This window comes from Halomonas sp. 113 (assembly GCF_904067645.1).
GTDB classification, from domain to species: Bacteria; Pseudomonadota; Gammaproteobacteria; order Pseudomonadales; family Halomonadaceae; genus Vreelandella; species Vreelandella titanicae.
In genome coordinates this window covers 5,294,697-5,312,841 of record NZ_LR881453.1, presented here as the reverse complement: position 1 = coordinate 5,312,841, position 18,145 = coordinate 5,294,697, and the positions used below count along the sequence as shown (strand labels likewise).

Annotated in this window: 12 protein-coding genes; 11 read left to right on the top strand and 1 reads right to left on the bottom strand. The window is 55.6% G+C overall.

All coding sequences use genetic code 11. The features are described 5' to 3' along the window. Positions 1-4 precede the first annotated feature (4 nt). Positions 5-205: a helix-turn-helix transcriptional regulator gene (locus YERSI8AC_RS24685; protein WP_008174219.1), complete on the bottom strand. Its 201-nt coding sequence runs from the start codon at positions 203-205 to the stop codon at positions 5-7. A 40-nt stretch (positions 206-245) separates the two neighbouring features. Here YERSI8AC_RS24685 and YERSI8AC_RS24680 point away from each other — a divergent pair, with 40 nt between their 5' ends. The 11 genes from YERSI8AC_RS24680 (at position 246) to pglZ (ending at position 18,136) form a co-directional block, all read left to right on the top strand. Continuing rightward, positions 246-455, top strand: coding sequence for a hypothetical protein (locus YERSI8AC_RS24680; protein ID WP_159177835.1), 210 nt, complete (start codon positions 246-248; stop codon positions 453-455). Between the two features lie 487 nt (positions 456-942). Then, positions 943-1,539, top strand: a complete 597-nt coding sequence (gene mobI, locus YERSI8AC_RS24675) for a conjugative transfer protein MobI(A/C) (protein ID WP_159177834.1) — start codon at positions 943-945, stop codon at positions 1,537-1,539. 249 nt (positions 1,540-1,788) lie between these two features. Further along, on the top strand, positions 1,789-1,998 hold the full coding sequence (locus YERSI8AC_RS24670) for a helix-turn-helix domain-containing protein (RefSeq protein ID WP_008174223.1): 210 nt from the start codon (positions 1,789-1,791) through the stop codon (positions 1,996-1,998). Continuing rightward, a complete protein-coding gene (locus YERSI8AC_RS24665) occupies positions 1,995-2,609 on the top strand; it encodes a DUF1819 family protein (protein ID WP_159177833.1) in 615 nt (204 codons plus the stop codon). The genes YERSI8AC_RS24670 and YERSI8AC_RS24665 overlap by 4 nt, the downstream gene beginning before the upstream one ends. Continuing rightward, positions 2,606-3,217: a DUF1788 domain-containing protein gene (locus YERSI8AC_RS24660; RefSeq protein ID WP_022988851.1), complete on the top strand. Its 612-nt coding sequence runs from the start codon at positions 2,606-2,608 to the stop codon at positions 3,215-3,217. The genes YERSI8AC_RS24665 and YERSI8AC_RS24660 overlap by 4 nt, the downstream gene beginning before the upstream one ends. Before the next feature lie 43 nt (positions 3,218-3,260). Beyond that, the gene (brxC, locus tag YERSI8AC_RS24655) at positions 3,261-6,842 is read left to right on the top strand and encodes a BREX system P-loop protein BrxC (RefSeq protein WP_159177832.1); all 3,582 of its coding nucleotides are present in this window, start codon (positions 3,261-3,263) and stop codon (positions 6,840-6,842) included. A gap of 40 nt (positions 6,843-6,882) precedes the next feature. After that, positions 6,883-8,553, top strand: a complete 1,671-nt coding sequence (locus YERSI8AC_RS24650) for an ATP-binding protein (RefSeq protein ID WP_159177831.1) — start codon at positions 6,883-6,885, stop codon at positions 8,551-8,553. Positions 8,554-8,694: 141 nt separating this feature from the next. Next, a complete protein-coding gene (locus tag YERSI8AC_RS24645) occupies positions 8,695-10,791 on the top strand; it encodes a RecQ family ATP-dependent DNA helicase (RefSeq protein ID WP_159177830.1) in 2,097 nt (698 codons plus the stop codon). A gap of 3 nt (positions 10,792-10,794) precedes the next feature. After that, entirely contained in the window at positions 10,795-12,174 is a 1,380-nt protein-coding gene (locus YERSI8AC_RS24640) for a DNA-processing protein DprA (RefSeq protein WP_159177829.1), read from the top strand. Between the two features lie 5 nt (positions 12,175-12,179). Then, on the top strand, positions 12,180-15,641 hold the full coding sequence (gene pglX / locus YERSI8AC_RS24635) for a BREX-1 system adenine-specific DNA-methyltransferase PglX (protein ID WP_159177828.1): 3,462 nt from the start codon (positions 12,180-12,182) through the stop codon (positions 15,639-15,641). After that, complete coding sequence (gene pglZ / locus YERSI8AC_RS24630; protein WP_159177827.1) at positions 15,638-18,136, top strand: BREX-1 system phosphatase PglZ type A; 2,499 nt, start codon at positions 15,638-15,640, stop codon at positions 18,134-18,136. The genes pglX and pglZ overlap by 4 nt, the downstream gene beginning before the upstream one ends. Positions 18,137-18,145 lie beyond the last annotated feature (9 nt).

Genomic DNA, 18,145 nt, shown 5'->3' with positions numbered 1-18,145 from the left:
TCCGTCACAGCCGGTCTAGCCAGTCACGAACATCCTGAATCCGGAACCTGACGGCCCTTCCTTGCGGGCTTGGCTTTATGGGGGCAGGGAAACGACCGGCTTTCACGTACCGTCGAAGCGTGGCTTGCGAAAGCTGGGTGACGGCACAAACCTCTTCATAGGTGAGCAAACGCTCGTTCGTCTCGTTGAAATACTGTCGTTGCATAATCCACTCCTGGTTCGTTGTTTAACGGACAGGAGTGATTATGAATAGTCCTGAATTGACACCAGAACCGCGGAATTGGCCATTTTGGGCGCAAAGAGAAAAAATTTATAACCAGCTGAATTTAAAGATTATTTTTTGTTATTTGGGCGATTTTCATGTGAATCCCATCGGTTTACGAGCAAAATCTGGCGAAAATGTAAGCAATCGCTGTTACCCGCCACCATCACGGCATCATTTTGTGAAGCGGTAATGCGCATTGACTTTCACATGTGAAAGTCAATGCTGGACGTGATCAAAACAGCCTCTTAAAGAGCCTTTTCGAGGCCCTGTTATTTTACGGGGCATGTCCATATCACAACGGGGCTCCAAAAGGTCTCTTCCAAGCCCTTTGTAAGTGCCCCGAGGAAGTAGCGGGAATTGTCGTAGCGACGACAGTCAGTCCGGTTCCATCAAGCCACCGGATACCGGTGTTGTCACTGAGGTGGGAGGCCAGGGTCCCAAATAAATAATGGAGCGCGGATCCTTCAGCCCATGCGAGCTATTTCATGGCGCGTGGGAGCGCAGCGGTAAAGTCCCAAATCAGGTAGTTACGTGGACAGGAATGGAAAGGTCCCATGGCTTGGGGAAGGAATCTGCCTCCAACCCCGTCTTTTCGTCCGAAAAAGGCAAAAGCGCATGGCAGCTCCAAGCACTCAGCTGCTTACGATTGTTGGCAAGTCCATAGCGAGGAGCCAGCCATGAGCAAACAAATGACTCACCAGGAAATCTGCGAAAAGTGGGGGGCAGTCAGCCGAGCCCAAAACGTGAACCACCAACAAGGTATCGAAGCCGCCGTCAAGCAATGCCGGCAATTTCTGACGGCGATTCACCAGCAAGCAGACGTGGAGCAAGCCAGGTACCGCTATCTGGCGCAGCGAATCTGTGACCACTTCTGGTCCCACAACGTCGCGCATCGCACTGACAGTACACCCGGGTATCCCGGGCACTTCGGCTGCCGCGTTCGGCTCCGGAAAAGAAAGCTGGAGTTGTCCTGGTACTACAATCGCTTTGTGCCGAAGAAGGGTGGTGAAGGCCGCTCGGTGTTCAGTGAATACATCCGCAAAGAAGGCCGGTTCCGCTACCACAAACCGGCCTTCACGCGGGCACAGGATTGGGAGAAACCGCTCATCATGGAAACTGAGGACGGTTTTGAAATGTTGCGAAGGCTCAATGCCAACCAGGCGGAGCTTTGTCGAATCGTGCGGAAAAGCGAGCGCCTCCTGAAAAATCTGGAGGAGCACCTCGGTGGGCTGGCGACCAGCGGGAGTTCGAGCCCCTCCAACGATGAGGGATGAGGGCTGTTGGCGGTAAAAGGCATGCCGCTCACACCGCAGGTGTTGATTGCGTGGGGCTATTGATGGGATCGCCCAGATTTCAGGTGGCTATATATGCCGTTCTTTGCTGGTCTATCCGGGTCAAATCGGTTGAATGCAGCGTGGTACCTCTATATATTGATCAGTCAATGTAGTGTAGGGCTGTTCCGCCCATGAGACCGTGCCGCCTCAGATAAGGTGGCAACACCATCGCCCATAGGAAGCGAAAACATGGCCGAGATGGAAGATCGCTGGTTATCCGTAGACGAAATAGGCAAGCACCTCGGTGTCAGCAATGACACCGTGTACCGCTGGATCGACAAGCACGCAATGCCCGCCCACCGTATGGGGCGATTTTGGAAGTTCAAAAAAGTCGAAGTGGATGAGTGGGTCAAGGGCGGTGGAGCCGCTGAGACGAGCAAGGGTGAGCGTTCCGAATGACCCGAGGCAGGTATCGCATCTCCTTCACGTCCGGCAGCCTGTATCACCGCGAATCGGTGAAGCTGGCCGAGCTGTACCTGTCGCTCCGTGACTGGGATGAGGTGCGTGCTCAAGCGCTGCATGACAACCTGCTACAGGCCAGAACGGAAAGCACGGCAAAGCGCACCTGTAGAGAGGCGGTTGCTCGCCTGAAGACGTTGGGCGAAAGCGAACTCACTTTCCTGGCCGAGGCAAACCACCAGGATCAGGCGCACCTCCTCTGGGTTGCGGTGTGCCGCCTGTACCGCTTTATCGCAGACTTTGCAGTGGAGGTACTCCACGAACGGTTTGTCGCGATGAAGCTGGATCTCAGTTTTGAGGATTTCGATGCCTTCTACAACCGTAAATCGGAGTGGCATGACGAGCTTGATAATGCCAGCGCCTCAACGCGCGATAAATTGCGGCAGGTCCTGTTCAGAATGCTGCGGGAGGCAGGGTTGTTAGCTAAGGACAAAACCATAAACGCAGTACTGCTAAGCCCCAGGCTGATTGAGTTGCTGCGTCAGAACAATCCTGACGAGTTTTTCTACTTCCCAGTCTATGAATCCGATATCAGGGGGATGTCAGCTTGAAAAAGGACATTGCCAAAATGCCGATGCAGGAGCGACTCCAGCACCTGTTCAGCGTGGTTTCCGGCCAGCGATTCCTGAACAAACAGGGGCTGGGTAATGAAGTGCCTTTCTTCATCTGTCCCTACCGGCCTGAAGAAGCGGTCGAAATGGAGCGTCTTCAGCGGCAGTTGGTTAACCGGCTGGAGCAGGCGGGCATCCGGATCCTGAGTATCAATCTGTACGACCTGGCCGTCGATATTTTGAAAGAAAGAGACATCTGGGAACAGGTGTTGGAACTCGAGCCCACGGTCTCAAAGGATCAGCTGAAAGAACTGCTACAGGGAGTGCTGGACCCGGAAGCCCATTTGGTGCCCGCTATTGCGGCAAAGCTCCAGTCCGTTGAGTTTGACGTGCTGTTTCTCTCAGGGGTGGGCGAGGTCTTCCCCTACATACGCTCCCACAACGTGCTCAACAACTTGCAGAGCACCGCCAAAGACCAGCCAACGGTGATGTTCTTCCCGGGCTCCTATACCCACTCGCTGGAAACCGGCGCATCGCTGGATCTGTTCGGCAGGCTGCATGACGACAAGTACTACCGTGCGTTCAACATCTTTCATTACGAAGCCTGAGCGGACGATACGATTCGAGGCGTAATCATTAAGGGAAAGTACAATGACATTGAAGAATATTTTTCTAAAGCCCGTTGACCGCCCCATTGAAGGCGTTATCAAAGCCGACGATGAAGCCAGTCTTCGCCTCGAAATTGAAGAATACGTACTGACCAACGAAGTCGAGAAACGCCTCGAAGAGTTCCTGGACGCCTACAATAACTACGAAGGGGCGAACGGGGTCTGGGTATCCGGCTTCTTCGGCTCAGGTAAGTCGCACCTCCTCAAAATGCTGGCCCTTCTGCTTGAAAACCGGGAGATGGACGGTGCTACTACCCTGGACCTGTTCCTTCCCAAGTGCAGTGAGAATGAAATTCTCCGGGGCGACCTGAAGCGAGCTGTCTCAATTCCGGCGAAGAGCATTCTGTTCAACATCGACCAGAAAGCCGATGTCATCAGCAAAACCCAAATCGATGCGCTTCTGGCCGTGTTCGTTAAAGTCTTCGACGAAATGTGCGGCTACTACGGCAAACAAGGGCACATTGCCCAGTTTGAGCGCGATCTGGACGGCCGTGGCCTGTACAAGCAGTTCAAAGCCGAGTACGAGGCCATCGCCGGCCGCCCCTGGCAGAAAGGCCGGGAGCAAGCCCTTCTGGAAGGCCCCAATATTGCCAAAGCCTACGCCGCTGTGACCGGTGGCGACCCGCAGTCGGCAGCGGGCATTCTGGACAAGTACCGCAGCGAATACCGCGTTTCAATTGAAGACTTCGCGGACAATGTGAATGCCTATATCGAGAAGCAGGCAAAAGAGGGTGGCCACAAAGAGTTCCGCCTGAACTTCTTTGTGGACGAGGTCGGCCAGTACATTGCCGACAACACCAAGCTGATGACCAACCTGCAAACCATTGCCGAGAGCCTCGCCACCAAGTGTCGGGGCCGGGCCTGGATTATCGTCACCGCGCAGGAAGAGATGAAAAACGTGGTTGGCGAAATGGGCAAGCAACAAGGCAACGACTTCTCGAAAATTCAGGCACGGTTCAATAACCGCATGAAGCTGTCCAGCGCGGACGTGGCAGAGGTCATCCAGAAGCGCCTGTTAACCAAGACCGAAGAAGGCGTCAATCAGCTGTCGGACGTCTATCACGCGCAGGCAAACAACTTCAAAACCCTGTTTGACTTCGCGGATGGATCGGCCACCTACCGGAACTTCCGGGACAGGGACCACTTCATCCACAGCTACCCCTTCGTCCCCTACCAGTTCGCGCTGTTTCAATCGGCGATCCAGAATCTGTCGCAGCACAACGCCTTCGAGGGTAAGCACAGTTCCGTCGGTGAGCGCTCCATGCTGGGGGTTTTCCAGCAGGTGGCCATCCACATCGGCAACCATCAGGTGGGCCAGCTGGCCACCTTTGACCTGATGTTTGAAGGCATCCGCTCTGCACTGAAATCACAAATACAGCGGGCGATTATTCAGGCAGAGAACCACCTCGATAATGCCTTCGCCATCCGGCTGCTGAAGGCCCTGTTCCTGGTCAAATATGTCAAGGAATTCAAGCCCACGGTGCGTAACCTTTGCGTGCTGATGCTGGATGCCTTCGATCAGGATCTGCCGGCACTTCGCACCAAGGTCGAGGAAGCCCTGAGCCTTCTGGAGCAACAGACCTACATACAGCGCAACGGGGACCAGTACGAGTACCTGACGGACGAGGAAAAGGACGTCGAGCAGGAGATCAAGAACACCGAGGTCGAATCATCGGATGTCGCGGACGAGCTGGAAAAGATCGTTTTCGACTTTGTTATAAAGCAGCGCAAGATCCGTTATGACGCCGGCTCTTCCCAGAACCAGGGGCAGGACTACTCTTTTTCGCGCAAACTGGATGATCGTCTGCATGGGCGTGAATACGAGCTCTCGATCAATGTCATCAGCCCGTTCCACGAGCATACCGACAACGAGCAAATGCTCCGTACAGCCTCTACGTACAAGGCGGACGAACTGTTTGTGCTCATGCCGTCGGACGAGCGCCTGGTGCGGGATCTGCTCATGTTCAAGCGCACCGAGAAGTACATCAAGCAGAACATTTCCGTTACCCAGCAGGAAGCCGTCAAACGGATCCTGAATGACAAGGGCTTCCAGAACCGTGAGCGCGAGGCCAGGCTCCGGCAGCAGGTTCAGACCCTCATTGGCAAGTCCAAGTTGCTCATTGGCGGCGCCGATGTGGAAGTGGCGAATGAGGACCCCCAGACCCGCATTATTCGGGGCTTCCATGAGCTGATTTCACGGGCTTACCCCAACCTCCGCATGTTGCGCGGTGTTTCCTACACGGAAAACGACATCAGCAATTGCCTCAACCGTACAGACGATGGCCTTTTCGGTAACGACGCCACAGCCCTGGCGGAATCCGAGCAGGAGGTGCTGGCGTTCATTCAGAGCAACAACCGGGGCGGTGTCCGCACCACCTTGAAGAGCCTGCTGGAAAAGTTCGAACGCAAACCCTACGGCTGGTATTACGCCGCGATTCTCTGCACCCTGGCCAACCTGTGTGCCCGCGGCAAGGTGGAGGTTCGTCTCGACGGTAATATCCTGGAGGACAGCGAGCTGGAGCGCGCCCTGCGTAACACACACGGCCACGGCAACGTGGTGCTGGAACCTCAGATTGAGTTCACCGCCTCTCAGGTCCGAGCCCTGAAATCGTTCTACGAGGACTTCTTCGATAGCCCGCCCCGCAGCAGCGAAGCCAAGGCCCTGGGCAAAGAGGCCGGCGAAGCCTTCCAGGACATGTACCACGACCTGGACCGGCGGATAGCGCAGGTCGACCAGTACCCGTTTCTCAATGCCTTGAAACCTGCCCTGGTGACGCTGAAAGAGGTCGCCGGAAAGCCCTACACCTGGCACCTGACGGAATTGGGCAAGCAGGAAGACCAACTGCTGGACCTGAAAGAGGATGTCATCGACCCCATCCGCAAGTTTATGGGCGGTTCACAAAAAGACATCTACAACCAGGCTCGGTCCTTCCTGCAGAGCCAGGAGCCCAACTTCATCTATGTGTCCGGGGACGAGATTGAGCAGATCCGCACCATCCTGAACGACCCCAACTGCTACAAAGGGAATCGCATTCAGCAGCTCAAGGGCCAACTGGATAGCCTGCAGGAGCGCATCGACGAGAAAGTGCAGCAAACCCGAGCTCAGGCAGAAACCTCCCTGAAGACCATGCAGGAACGCATGCAAAGCATGGACGAATACCAGTCCCTGCCGGAACCGCGCCAGGATGAGCTCAATAAACCGTTCCGGGATCTGGTCGATTACATCGGACAGGAGCGCCTGATTGCTGTGATCAAGGACCGGACCCGGTACTTTGAAGAAGAGGGCTGCCAGAAGCTGCTGGGCAAAATGGTGGCACTGGCCAATCAGAAATCAGCACCGGCAGACGACCCCGATCAGCCCCCAGGTGGCCAGAGTGAAGACCAGAATGACGGGGGGCCTCACGAGGTCAAGGAATCGCCCGCCGACTATGTTCACACCCGCAACCTCCGTGTCGCGTTCGACAAGGCCTGGTTGGCCAACGAGGGTGACGTGGACCGGTACCTGAATGCCTTGCGCGAGGCCCTGCTGGCTGAAGTCCAGCAAGGCCGCAAGGTTCAGATCTAAGCGTGCCGAACCGTCTAATCGGTCGAACTTGGGGATAGCCATGCACCAAGCCGAACAGGAAATCCAGACGCTCATTCGCGGCGGCGAGAGCCTCGCCGTCGAGTTCAAGAGCGACGTCAAAAGCCTGCCGGACCGGGACCTGGTAGCCGCGGTGGTGGCCCTGGCCAACACCGAGGGCGGCGACCTGTTCCTGGGTGTTGAAGACGATGGCACCCCGACTGGGCTGCATGCCAATCACCGCAACCTCGCCGGCCTGCCCGCGCTGATTGCCAACAAGACCATTCCCTCGCTGGCCGTGCGCGTTGAGTCCCTGGAGCTGGAAGGGCAACCTATTGCCAGGATCCAGGTGCCCAAGTCCCGGCAGCTGGTGTCCACCTCGGATGGTCTGCTGCAACGTCGGCGCCTGAGAATGGACGGCACTCCGGAGGCCGTGCCCTTCTACCCCCATGAGTTTGTTCAGCGCCAGTCCAGCCTGGGGGTAACCGACCCCTCGGCCTTGCCGGTGGAAAACCTGGCGGTTGAAGACCTGGACCCGATTCAGCGCATCCGGATCCGCAACGCCATCAAGAAGTACGGCGGCGACCAGAGCCTGATGCCCCTGGCGGACGATGAGCTGGACGGCGCCCTGGGGCTGACTGTGAGCGTGGGAGGCATCCGCCGTCCCACGGTTGCAGGCCTGTTGCTGCTGGGGAACGAAATGCAGCTCCGGCAACACCTGCCCTCCCACGAGGTAGCCTTCCAGGTGCTGCGCGGTACCGATGTCCTGGTCAATGAGTTCTACCGCAAACCGCTGCTGGAGACCTTTGAAGAGGTCGAAGTGCTGTTTCGCGCCCGGGTGGAGGAAGAGGAGATTCAGGTTGGGCTGTTTCGCGTGCCCATCCCCAACTTCGACCGCCGGGCCTTCCGGGAAGCTTTCGTAAACGCCCTGGTTCACCGCGACTACAGCGCCCTGGGCGCCGTACACGTCAAACTGGACGACGACGGCCTGAGCATCAGCAATCCCGGTGGATTTGTGGAAGGCGTCAACCTGGACAACCTGCTGGTGGCCGACCCTCGCTCCCGTAACCCCTTGCTGGCTGACATTATCAAGCGCATCGGCCTTGCCGAACGCACTGGCCGGGGCATCGACCGGATCTTCGAGGGCATGCTCCGCTACGGGCGTACCGCCCCCGACTACTCCATGTCGTCCGCACATACCGTCTCCGTGCGCATGAGCGCGGCAGACGCAGACGCCGAATTCCTGCGCATGATCGTCGAGCGCGAGGAACAGACCGGCGCCGCCATGCCCATTGACAGCCTGATTATCCTGTCCCGGCTGCGCAATGAGCGGCGCTTGAGAACAGCGGACCTGGCCAAATCCGTGCAAAAGCCCGAAACCGTGGTCCGGGGCACCCTGGAGAAACTGGTGGAAGCCGGCATGGTGGAAGCCCACGGCACCGGCAAGGGCCGCACCTACACCCTGAGCGCCAAGGTATATCAAGGAGCGGGGCAAAAGGCCGCCTATGTACGCCAGGCAGGGTTTGATCCTATCCAGCAAGAGCAGATGGTGCTGAATTTCATCGATACCCACGGCAGCATCAAACGAGCGGATGCCGCTGATCTGTGCCATATCAGCCCTTTCCAGGCCACTCGGCTGCTCAACCGCTTGAAAGACAAGGGCGTGATACGCCCGTTAGGCCAGGGCAAGGGGACCCGATATGAGCGAAGCTGATAAAATACGTGCGGCGCACGAAAAATACGAGCAGATACGAGCGGTGCGCGTATTTTCGTGCTGTCAGCACCATAGTTTGGAGCCGAGCCCCATAGTGATATTTGAGCGAATTGACTTCCCAACGCTACATAAGGATGACGTATGAACAGAACCGATGCTGAAGCATTGCTGCGTACTGCGGTGGGAAACGCAGCCGCAAGCTTCCGTAGTGGCCAATGGGAAGCCATTGATGCTTTGGTAAATCAGCGCCAAAAGCTACTGGTGGTTCAACGAACCGGGTGGGGCAAAAGCTCTGTCTATTTCATAGCGACCCGAATCATGCGTGATCAGGGCTATGGGCCCACCATCATTGTCTCGCCTTTGCTGGCCTTGATGCGTAATCAGATTGAATCAGCTCGAAGACTGGGTATTCACGCGATCACCATCAACTCTACCAACCGTGATCAAGCGGAAGCATTGATCCAGCAGGTACATACAAACCAGGTGGATTGTTTGTTGATCTCACCGGAAAAGCTGGCCAACGAGCAGTTTGTTGAGCAAGCGCTCCATCCTATTCTGGATAACGTAGGGTTATTGGTTGTGGATGAAGCGCACTGTATCTCGGACTGGGGGCACGACTTTAGACCGGATTATCGTCGCCTGCTCAATATTTTGCGCCAGATGCCCCCCAACATGCCGGTATTAGGTACAACGGCCACAGCCAATGATCGGGTCATCACAGATGTTGTTGATCAGTTGGGTGATATTGAGGTGCTCCGCGGCCCTTTGGTTCGCGATAGCTTGTCCCTTCAAAACATTGTCCTTGCAGATCAGGCAAGTCGTCTCGCCTGGCTGTCAGAAACAATACCGACTCTGCAGGGGGCTGGAATCGTCTATGTGCTTACAAAGCGAGATGCAGAACAGGTAAAAAGCTGGCTGTTGAGTCAGGGAATTGATGCCAAGGCCTACTACAGCGGCATTGAGCATTCTGATTTCGAGAACTCCGATCAGTACCGGGAGCATCTGGAAGATCTGCTGCTCAACAATCAGCTGAAGGTGCTTGTAGCCACGACGGCATTGGGCATGGGTTACGACAAACCCGATCTTCACTTCGTTATTCACTACCAAACACCGGGCTCAATCGTATCCTATTACCAGCAAGTAGGCCGGGCCGGACGCGGTATTGACGAGTCTCTCGGCATTCTGCTTTCAGGGGCGGAGGATGAGCGTATTCACGACTTTTTCCGTCGCTCCGCATTTCCGAATCAGCCCCAGATTAACCAGGTGCTTTCCGTTCTCGAAGACAGTGATGGCTTATCTGTACCGAAACTGGAAGAACACTTGAATATGCGTAAAGGGCAAATCGAAAAAGTCCTTAAATTTCTGAGCGTGGAGAACCCTGCGCCTGTATACAAAGCGGGCAGCCAATGGACAAGAACACCGGTTGCTTACCAGCTAGATCATGACCAAGTCCAGCGGCTCACGAACATGCGAGAGCAGGAGTGGCAAGAAATCCAGGAGTACACGACAACTTCGGGCTGCTTGATGGAATATCTGCGAAGGTCTCTTGATGACCCGGAGGCGCAACCCTGTGGCAAGTGCGCTAACTGTCTTGGTGCGCCGCTGGTCAGTGCCTCGCCCGATCGCCAAAGAGTCATTGCTGCAGCGCAGTTCCTTCGCCACTCAGAATTCGTTTTCAAACCCAAGGTTCAAGTGGCCGCCAATGGGTTTCCGCAATACGGATTGCGAGGGAACCTGCCACAAAACCTCAGAGCGCAGGAAGGCAGAGTACTTAGTCGGTGGGCTGACGCAGCATGGGGCGGTTTCGTCGAACAGGACAAACATGGGGGCTATTTCCGGGATGAATTAGTGGACGCCATGGCGGAAATGATTCAGCAGCGTTGGCAGCCAACGCCACGGCCTGAGTGGGTCACCTGCGTACCCTCGCTCAAGCACCCCGAATTGGTGCCGGAGTTTGCGCGGCGGCTGGCGAATAAACTGGGTCTGCCATTCCATCCGGTAATCTCCAAAGTGCAGGATAACGAACCACAAAAACTACAGAACAACCGCTATCACCAGTGCAGCAACCTGGATGGAGTGTTCGCGGTTGATGCAGGCCTCCCTTCCGGCCCAGTCCTATTGGTGGACGATGTCGTCGATTCCGGTTGGACCATGACCGTTCTGGCAGCCTTACTTCGGCAACAAGGCAGTGGCGAAGTCTATCCGGTCGCTCTTGCTTCTTCTGCAACGGGGGATTGACGAATGCTCGCTGCTAAAACACAGGCAATCCTGTTACTGACCGCCTACTTTTCCAGGTCAACAAGCTCAGAAGCAAAGCCCCTCACGAATAAAGAGTGGGGGCGTTTTGCCTTCTGGTTGAAGAACCAGGGGATGTACCCCGAGGACCTCTTGACTGGAGACCTCAGTCAAAAACTGGCGGGATGGACAGACACCAAGATTACATCTGACCGCGTTCAAACCCTGCTCAATCGTGGGTCCGCCCTGGCAATGGCGATGGAAAAATGGACTCGCTCCGGCTTATGGGTGTTGACGCGCTCAGACAGTGATTACCCCAAACGTCTTAAAGCACGCCTAGGCAATGATGCACCCCCTGTCTTTTTCGGATGCGGCAACCGCAATCTCCTGAGCCAGGGTGGCATTGCTGTCATCGGCTCCCGTAAGACCTCTGATGCGGATCTTCAGTTTAGCCGCGATATGGGAGCTAAGTCCGCAAACGATGGGCGATCTGTCGTATCCGGCGGTGCAAAAGGCGTCGATGAAGCCGCCATGCTGGGTGCCCTTGAGTCTGAAGGTACGGCAATTGGGATTCTCGCCAATGACCTGCTGCGCGTCGCTACCTCCGTAAAGTACAGAAAGTACCTGATGGCGAACAACCTGGTTCTGCTCTCGCCTTTTTATCCCGAGGCCGGCTTCAATGCCGGCAATGCCATGCAGCGCAACAAGTACATCTATTGCCTGTCGGATGCGGCTATTGCCGTGCATTCCGGAACCTCAGGTGGAACCTGGAACGGGGTGCTAGAAAACATAAAGCACAACTGGGTACCTATGTGGATCAAGCCTACCGACGACCCGGAGGCCGGCAATGCCACACTGGTGCAAAAAGGCGCTAAATGGCTACCTGAAAATCTCGCTGAAATCGACCTTGACCACTTGCTGCGAACCGCAGATTCATCTGCAGATCAGGGTGCTGATTTATTTGCTCAAAACCAGACAGAAACCGTGCTCGAGGTGATTATAAACGAACCTCTGGCTGATACGGGTCAACAAGAAGAAAACGAAGTGGCGTCGGATGAGGTTGCCAAAGAGACTGCTGAAGACGCTTCCAAGCCTTCACCAAAGCAGGAACACGCAACACCTTCGCCTGTTTCGAGTGACCAATGCGAAGAAAAAACAGCTCTTACGCAGCTTTCCTTGTACGACCACTTTCTCCTGCTGCTTAGAAATGAAACAGGCTCACCAAAAACCATTGATGAATTGCTGGAAACTACACAGCTTCACAAAACCCAGCTTAACGAATGGTTAAAACAGGCTGTCGCGGATGACAAGGTGACCAAGTTAAATCGCCCGGTTCGGTATCAGTGGGTGGAAGACAATCAGCGCAAGATGTTCGAGGATCAGTAGTCTCCATGGAAACCGCAAAACTTAAAAAGTTCGCCCAATTCGCTCGTCGCAGCCTCCTCGAACAGGTCACAGCCAAGCTCAAGCTGGTATTGGCTGAAGAGAGTCCCGCTCGGCGAGAAAGGCCACAGGCGATTAAAAAGCTGGAAGAGGCGATAGCCGAGCAGGGTAAAGAGCAGGTTGTCGAGCGGGTGGCGTATATCTGGTTTAACCGGCTCGTAGCCCTGCGGTTTATGGACGTGAACCGATATAACCGCATTGGCGTGGTCTCGCCCGCCGAGGGGCAGTTCCAGCCCGAGATCCTGGCGGATGCCAAAATGGGCCATATCGATGAAGAAATGGTGCCGGAGCCAACCCGCCAAAAGATCTTCGCCCTGCTGGATGGAAAGACACCCAGTCAGGATCCCCAAGGAGAAGCCTATCGCCTACTGGTCGTAGGCGCCTGTAACTATTGGTACATCGCGATGCCGTTCCTGTTCGAGCGCATTGACGATTACACCGAGCTTTTGATGCCAGATGACCTGCTATCTGGAAACTCGATCCTGGCCTATACCCGCGAAGCCATGACGCCGGACGCCTGTGAGGATGTCGAGGTGATCGGCTGGCTGTATCAGTTCTATATCTCCGAGAAGAAAGACCAGGTATTCGCTGATCTCAAGAAGAACAAGAAGGTTATTCCCGAAAATATCCCGGCGGCGACCCAGCTGTTCACGCCACACTGGATTGTGCGTTATCTGGTGGAGAACTCACTGGGCCGCCTCTGGATGCTCAACCGGCCAAACTCTAGTTTGATCAAGCAGATGGATTACTACATCAAGCCAGCGCCTGCGGCGGATGGTAAAGAGCAGCCCGAGACCGACTTTTTGCGGATCAATAGCCCGGAAGAGATCAAGGTCTGTGACCCGGCCTGCGGCTCGGGACACATGCTGACGTATGCATTCGATTTGCTGTATGCCATTTACGAGGAGGAGGGCTACGAACCTACCGATATTCCGGCTAAAGTCCTGACTCATAACCTGTATGGTATTGAGATCGACGAGCGTGCCGGTGAACTCGCCGCTTTTGCTCTGACCATGAAGGCTCGGGCAAAGCAGCGCCGGTTCTTCCGAAAGCCGGTTCAGCCGAATATTGTCGTTCTGGAGAACGTGGCCTTTACCGACGCCGAAATGCACGACGTGGCTGCTCTGGTGGGGAAGGATCTTTTCACAGATGAACTGCGCGAGACTCTGGGGCAGTTTGAGCAGACAAAGAACTTTGGCTCGCTGATCGTGCCGAAGTTATGCGATCCGGCTGGGGCGCTGCGGGTGGTAGAGGCGAGTGATTTCGGTTCCGACCTACTGCTGAAGGAGGTTCAGACGCGCGTTGTTGCGGTGCTGCGCATGGCTGAGGTTCTATCGTCCCAATATCATGTTGTGGTGGCCAATCCGCCTTATATGGGATGGGGTGGGATGAATCAGAGCCTCCGTACTTTTCTGGAAGCGAATTATCCGAAAAGTAAAAGCGACCTAATGACCGCTTTCATGGAGCGGAGTCTTCTGGCGGCTAATGACGGTGGCTTTTTCGGTATGATCAACATCCCGTCATGGATGTTCTTAAGTTCATTCGATAAGCTTCGCGAGCACTTGCTGTCAGCTTCCACTATCAGTTCACTTCTTCATTTGGGGCGCGGGATTTTTGGTTCTGACTTTGGAACTGTTGCATTTTGCGCGCTCAATCATCCGCCATCAGAGAGAAGCGCAGGCGTTTATCGAAGGCTTTTCGATGCGCATGTCGATGTACGAGCACCAGAAAAGATACGCCAACTCTTCCTTGATTATAGCTACAACCGATTTACTGCCGCCCAACGGGAGTTCCGGAAGATTCCGGGTAGCCCATTGGCCTACTGGCCTACATCTCAAGCGCGATCTGTCTTTGAAGTTGGGGAAAGCCTGGACACCATTGCCGACATCGGTAAGGGTTTCGACACAGGAGATAATGGACGTTTTTTGCGTCTATGGCATGAGGTGGGGCGGCTGGGTGCGCGCTGGATACCTTGCCAAAAAGGAGGGCCATATCGGAAATGGTATGGCAACAATGATTTCACTGCTGACTGGAACAACAACGGAAAAGATTTGAAGGATTTCCCTAAGTCTAATCTCAGGAATTCGCATAATTACTTTAAGCGCGGTATTAGCTGGACCCGTGTTTCAAGTGGATCGACGGCGTTTCGCTACTTCCCTGAAGGTCAACTTTTCGAATCTACTGGCCCTTGTCTTTTCACCAACAAGGAGCCCGCAGAAACCATAGCTGCATTCTTGAATAGCAAAGTCACCTTCGAGTTCTTGAAAGTCCTAGCGCCAATGCTCGACTTCCAAAGCGGTCATATCTCGAAACTTCCTTGGATTGAGACGCAAGCTGTTACCGATAGCGCATCCCAAATTGGGAGTTCAGCAATTGAACTTGCCAGGTCTGACTGGGATGCCTATGAAACCTCTTGGGATTTCACTACCCTTCCGTTGCTCTCGCCCGACCACCGGGGAGAGACGCTGGAGGCTACCTATACCACGCTCCGCTCCCATTGGCTGGGCATGACTGACAAGATGCGAGCCTTGGAGGAAGAGAACAACCGCATCTTTATCGACGCTTATGGACTGCAGGATGAGCTGACAGCAGATGTACCGCTGGAGGAGATCACCCTTACCTGCAATCCTTACTATCGCTACGGTAACAACAAGAGCGAGGATGAGCTGGAAACGCTGCTGCTGGCCGACACCATGCGCGAGTTGGTTTCCTACGCCGTAGGCTGCATGCTTGGACGCTACGCGCTGGACAAACCGGGGCTGATACTGGCCAATCAGGGCGAGACCATTGAGGACTACCTGAAGCAGATCCCGGAGCCAAGCTTTCCGGCTGATGAGGATAATGTCATCCCCATGCTCGATGGCGACTGGTTCACCGACGACATCACTGAGCGCTTCCGTGAATTCCTGCGCATCGCCTTTGGCGAAGAGCACTATGAGGAAAACCTCCGCTTTGTCGAGCAGGCACTAGGCAAGGACATCCGCAAGTACTTCCTGAAGGACTTCTACAACGACCACGTGCGCCGTTACAAGAAACGGCCCATCTACTGGCTGTTCTCCTCTCCCAAGGGCTCATTCAACGCGCTGATCTACATGCACCGCTACCAGCCCCACACCGTGGGCACGGTGTTGGAGTACCTGCGGGATTTCAAAGACGAGAAGCTGCAAGCCCGGAAGAACCATCTGGAGGCCGTCAGTATCAGCGCCGGGGCCTCCCAGGGTGATAAGACCAAGGCCCTGAAAGAGATCGAGAAGATCAACAAAATCCTAGCCGAATTGGATGACTACGAGCGGGATGTACTTTATCCCCTGGCTACCGAGCAGGTGGAAATCGATCTCGATGACGGGGTGAAGACCAATTATCCGAAATTTGGCGACGCTTTGAAGAAGATTACCGGGTTAAGCCAATGAGTGATCGTATTAGCCAGGCATTGAGCCGACTGTTCGATAAGCACCGCATCGTGTTTTGGTACGACACCAAACACGAGCTGCGCGGTGACTTCGAGGCGGTTTCCATTCCGGACGTGGAGAAGCTGGAGATCACGAACAACGAGTACGGCCTGAAATATCGTGTTCTGCGTGAGTCGTCGGAACAGAAGTTTCTTCTGTACAAGGAAGGGCCGCAACCGGAGGATCTGGATAACTGGTTGCTGGACGTACAGCTGGCCCACGGCGAGTTCCGGACTGACCAGGTGGCTATCTGGCTGTCCGAACTGGAGCTGGGCCTGGAGTTCGCCGAGGTGGCCCAGGCCCACGCGGAATTTTTCCAGGCGATCAAGCGCAAAGACGCTTTGAAGAAGTTGCTGAAATCGGACGACACTGCCGGCCAGCTGCGCCTGAAGATGCTGGCTGTCTGTGCCGGTAGCGAGCCGCGTATGGACTCGGTGGTGGAAACCCTGCTGCAGCAACTGGCGGAAGAGCGCGATGATGGCATCAGGCTGATCGAACGGTGCGGCTTGGATAGCTTCCTGTGGGAACAACTGACCCGTTTCTACGGCTACGAGGCCAGTGCCCCCAGCCTGCGAGACTTTGTGATCGAGCTGTTCAAGTCCTGCTACGCCATGGGTACCGATGGCGATGTCAAACTGACCGGCGACGCCCTGGTGTTCCTCAAACGCTGGAAAGACAGCCGGCAGTTCGAGCAGGGGTTTGAAACCCTGTCTGCCGAGTGTGCCGAGGTCCTGGGCATTGAGCAGGATCTCGGTAAGCGGGACTTCCGGGACCTGGTTGAGCTGGACTACTTCCGGCTAATCGACCAGAAGATTATCAGTGACCTAGTGCGGGCGGTGGTTGGCCGCACGGTCACCAGCGGCGATGTGGCATTGTGGGTACGGCAGCGGCGCCAGGGCCACTGGTACGGGGAGTTCCGCCACCTGTATGAGGCCATTGAGTTTGCGGCCCGTTTTGTCCAGAAGCTCGGTGAGTCTCGTCTCATCATGGACAGCCTCTCCGACGGTGTTCAGAGATACAGCCGCTCCTGGTATCAGTTGGATCAGCTCTACCGCAAGTTTACCTACCATGTGCGTATGTCCGGCCAGGCATCGTTAATGGGCGAGCTCAGTGAGCAGGTGGAGAACCTGTATTCCAACAACTATCTGCTCAAGCTGGGCGACGGCTTCCAGGTTCACGTGGACGCCGCGCCGCGCTGGGAGGCCTATCCGGTCGTTCAGCAAAAGGCCTTTTTCGAGCACTGGGTTCGCCCGTACCTGCGCAAGGACAAGCGGATCTGTGTGATCATTTCCGACGCCATGCGCTACGAGATTGGTGACGAGCTGCTGGGCCTTATCCGGCAGGAAGATCGCTACAGCGCGGAGCTCGAGCCGGCACTCTCGACCCTGCCCAGCTATACCCAGCTCGGTATGGCGGCGCTGCTGCCCAACAAGTCCTTGGTGATCGCCGACAACGATACCGGCACGGTACTGGTGGATGGCCAAAGCTCACAGGGCACGGTCAACCGTACCAAAATCCTGCAGGCCGCCCTGGATGGGCGGGGCCAGGCCGTCAAGGCGGAGGATTTTATGCAGCTCAACCGGGAAGACAGCCGTGAGCTGCTCAAAGGTAATGATGTGCTGTACATCTACCACAACCGCATCGATCACACCGGCGACAAGATGCATTCAGAGGGGCAGGCCTTTGAAGCCGCAGAACAAACCCTGGATGACCTGATTCGTCTGATCAAGAAGCTCACGGCGGCCAACGCCAATAACCTGCTGATCACCGCTGACCATGGCTTTATTTACCAGAACCGTGAGCTGGATGAGAGTGACTTCCTGGGCGACGCCGTTTCTGGCGATGATATTCGCTACCGGGACCGTCGGTTCGTGCTGGGTAAGGGGCTGTCCGCCTCTCCGGCGTTCCATCACTTCTCGTCCGAGCAGCTTGGGCTGGATGGCGATATGGAAGTGCAGATTCCCAAGTCCATCAACCGGCTGCGCCTTAAAGGCTCTGGCAGCCGCTTTGTGCATGGCGGCGCATCCCTTCAGGAGGTTGTGATTCCGGTCCTGAAGGTTAACAAGAAGCGCCAGAGTGATGTCAGCGCCGTTGAGGTGGACATCCTGCGTGGGGCCAGCTCGGTGATCACTTCCGGCCAACTGGCCGTCACCTTGTATCAGTCCGGACCGGTTACCGAGAAAGTACAGCCTCGCCACCTGCGGGCCGGAATTTACACCCAGTCAGGGGAACTGATCTCGGATAGTCACGAGCTGTCGTTCGACCTGACCTCGGAGAACCCCCGAGAGCGGGAGCTTCAGGTGCGCTTCGTGCTCAGCCGCAAGGCTGATGAGGCCAACGGCCAGGAGGTCTTCCTAAAGCTGGAAGAACAGCACGCCGGCACCTCCCACTACAAGGAATACAAGTCGCTCAGGTATTTGATGCGGCGGTCCTTTACCAGCGATTTTGATTTTTGAGGGTTATAG

Coding starts and splice junctions, on each gene's coding strand:
- YERSI8AC_RS24685 (WP_008174219.1), bottom strand. CDS start 205: ATGCAACGACAGTATTTCAACGAGACGAACGAGCGTTTGCTCACCTAT.
- YERSI8AC_RS24680 (WP_159177835.1), top strand. CDS start 246: ATGAATAGTCCTGAATTGACACCAGAACCGCGGAATTGGCCATTTTGG.
- mobI (WP_159177834.1), top strand. CDS start 943: ATGAGCAAACAAATGACTCACCAGGAAATCTGCGAAAAGTGGGGGGCA.
- YERSI8AC_RS24670 (WP_008174223.1), top strand. CDS start 1,789: ATGGCCGAGATGGAAGATCGCTGGTTATCCGTAGACGAAATAGGCAAG.
- YERSI8AC_RS24665 (WP_159177833.1), top strand. CDS start 1,995: ATGACCCGAGGCAGGTATCGCATCTCCTTCACGTCCGGCAGCCTGTAT.
- brxC (WP_159177832.1), top strand. CDS start 3,261: ATGACATTGAAGAATATTTTTCTAAAGCCCGTTGACCGCCCCATTGAA.
- YERSI8AC_RS24650 (WP_159177831.1), top strand. CDS start 6,883: ATGCACCAAGCCGAACAGGAAATCCAGACGCTCATTCGCGGCGGCGAG.
- YERSI8AC_RS24645 (WP_159177830.1), top strand. CDS start 8,695: ATGAACAGAACCGATGCTGAAGCATTGCTGCGTACTGCGGTGGGAAAC.
- YERSI8AC_RS24640 (WP_159177829.1), top strand. CDS start 10,795: ATGCTCGCTGCTAAAACACAGGCAATCCTGTTACTGACCGCCTACTTT.
- pglX (WP_159177828.1), top strand. CDS start 12,180: ATGGAAACCGCAAAACTTAAAAAGTTCGCCCAATTCGCTCGTCGCAGC.
- pglZ (WP_159177827.1), top strand. CDS start 15,638: ATGAGTGATCGTATTAGCCAGGCATTGAGCCGACTGTTCGATAAGCAC.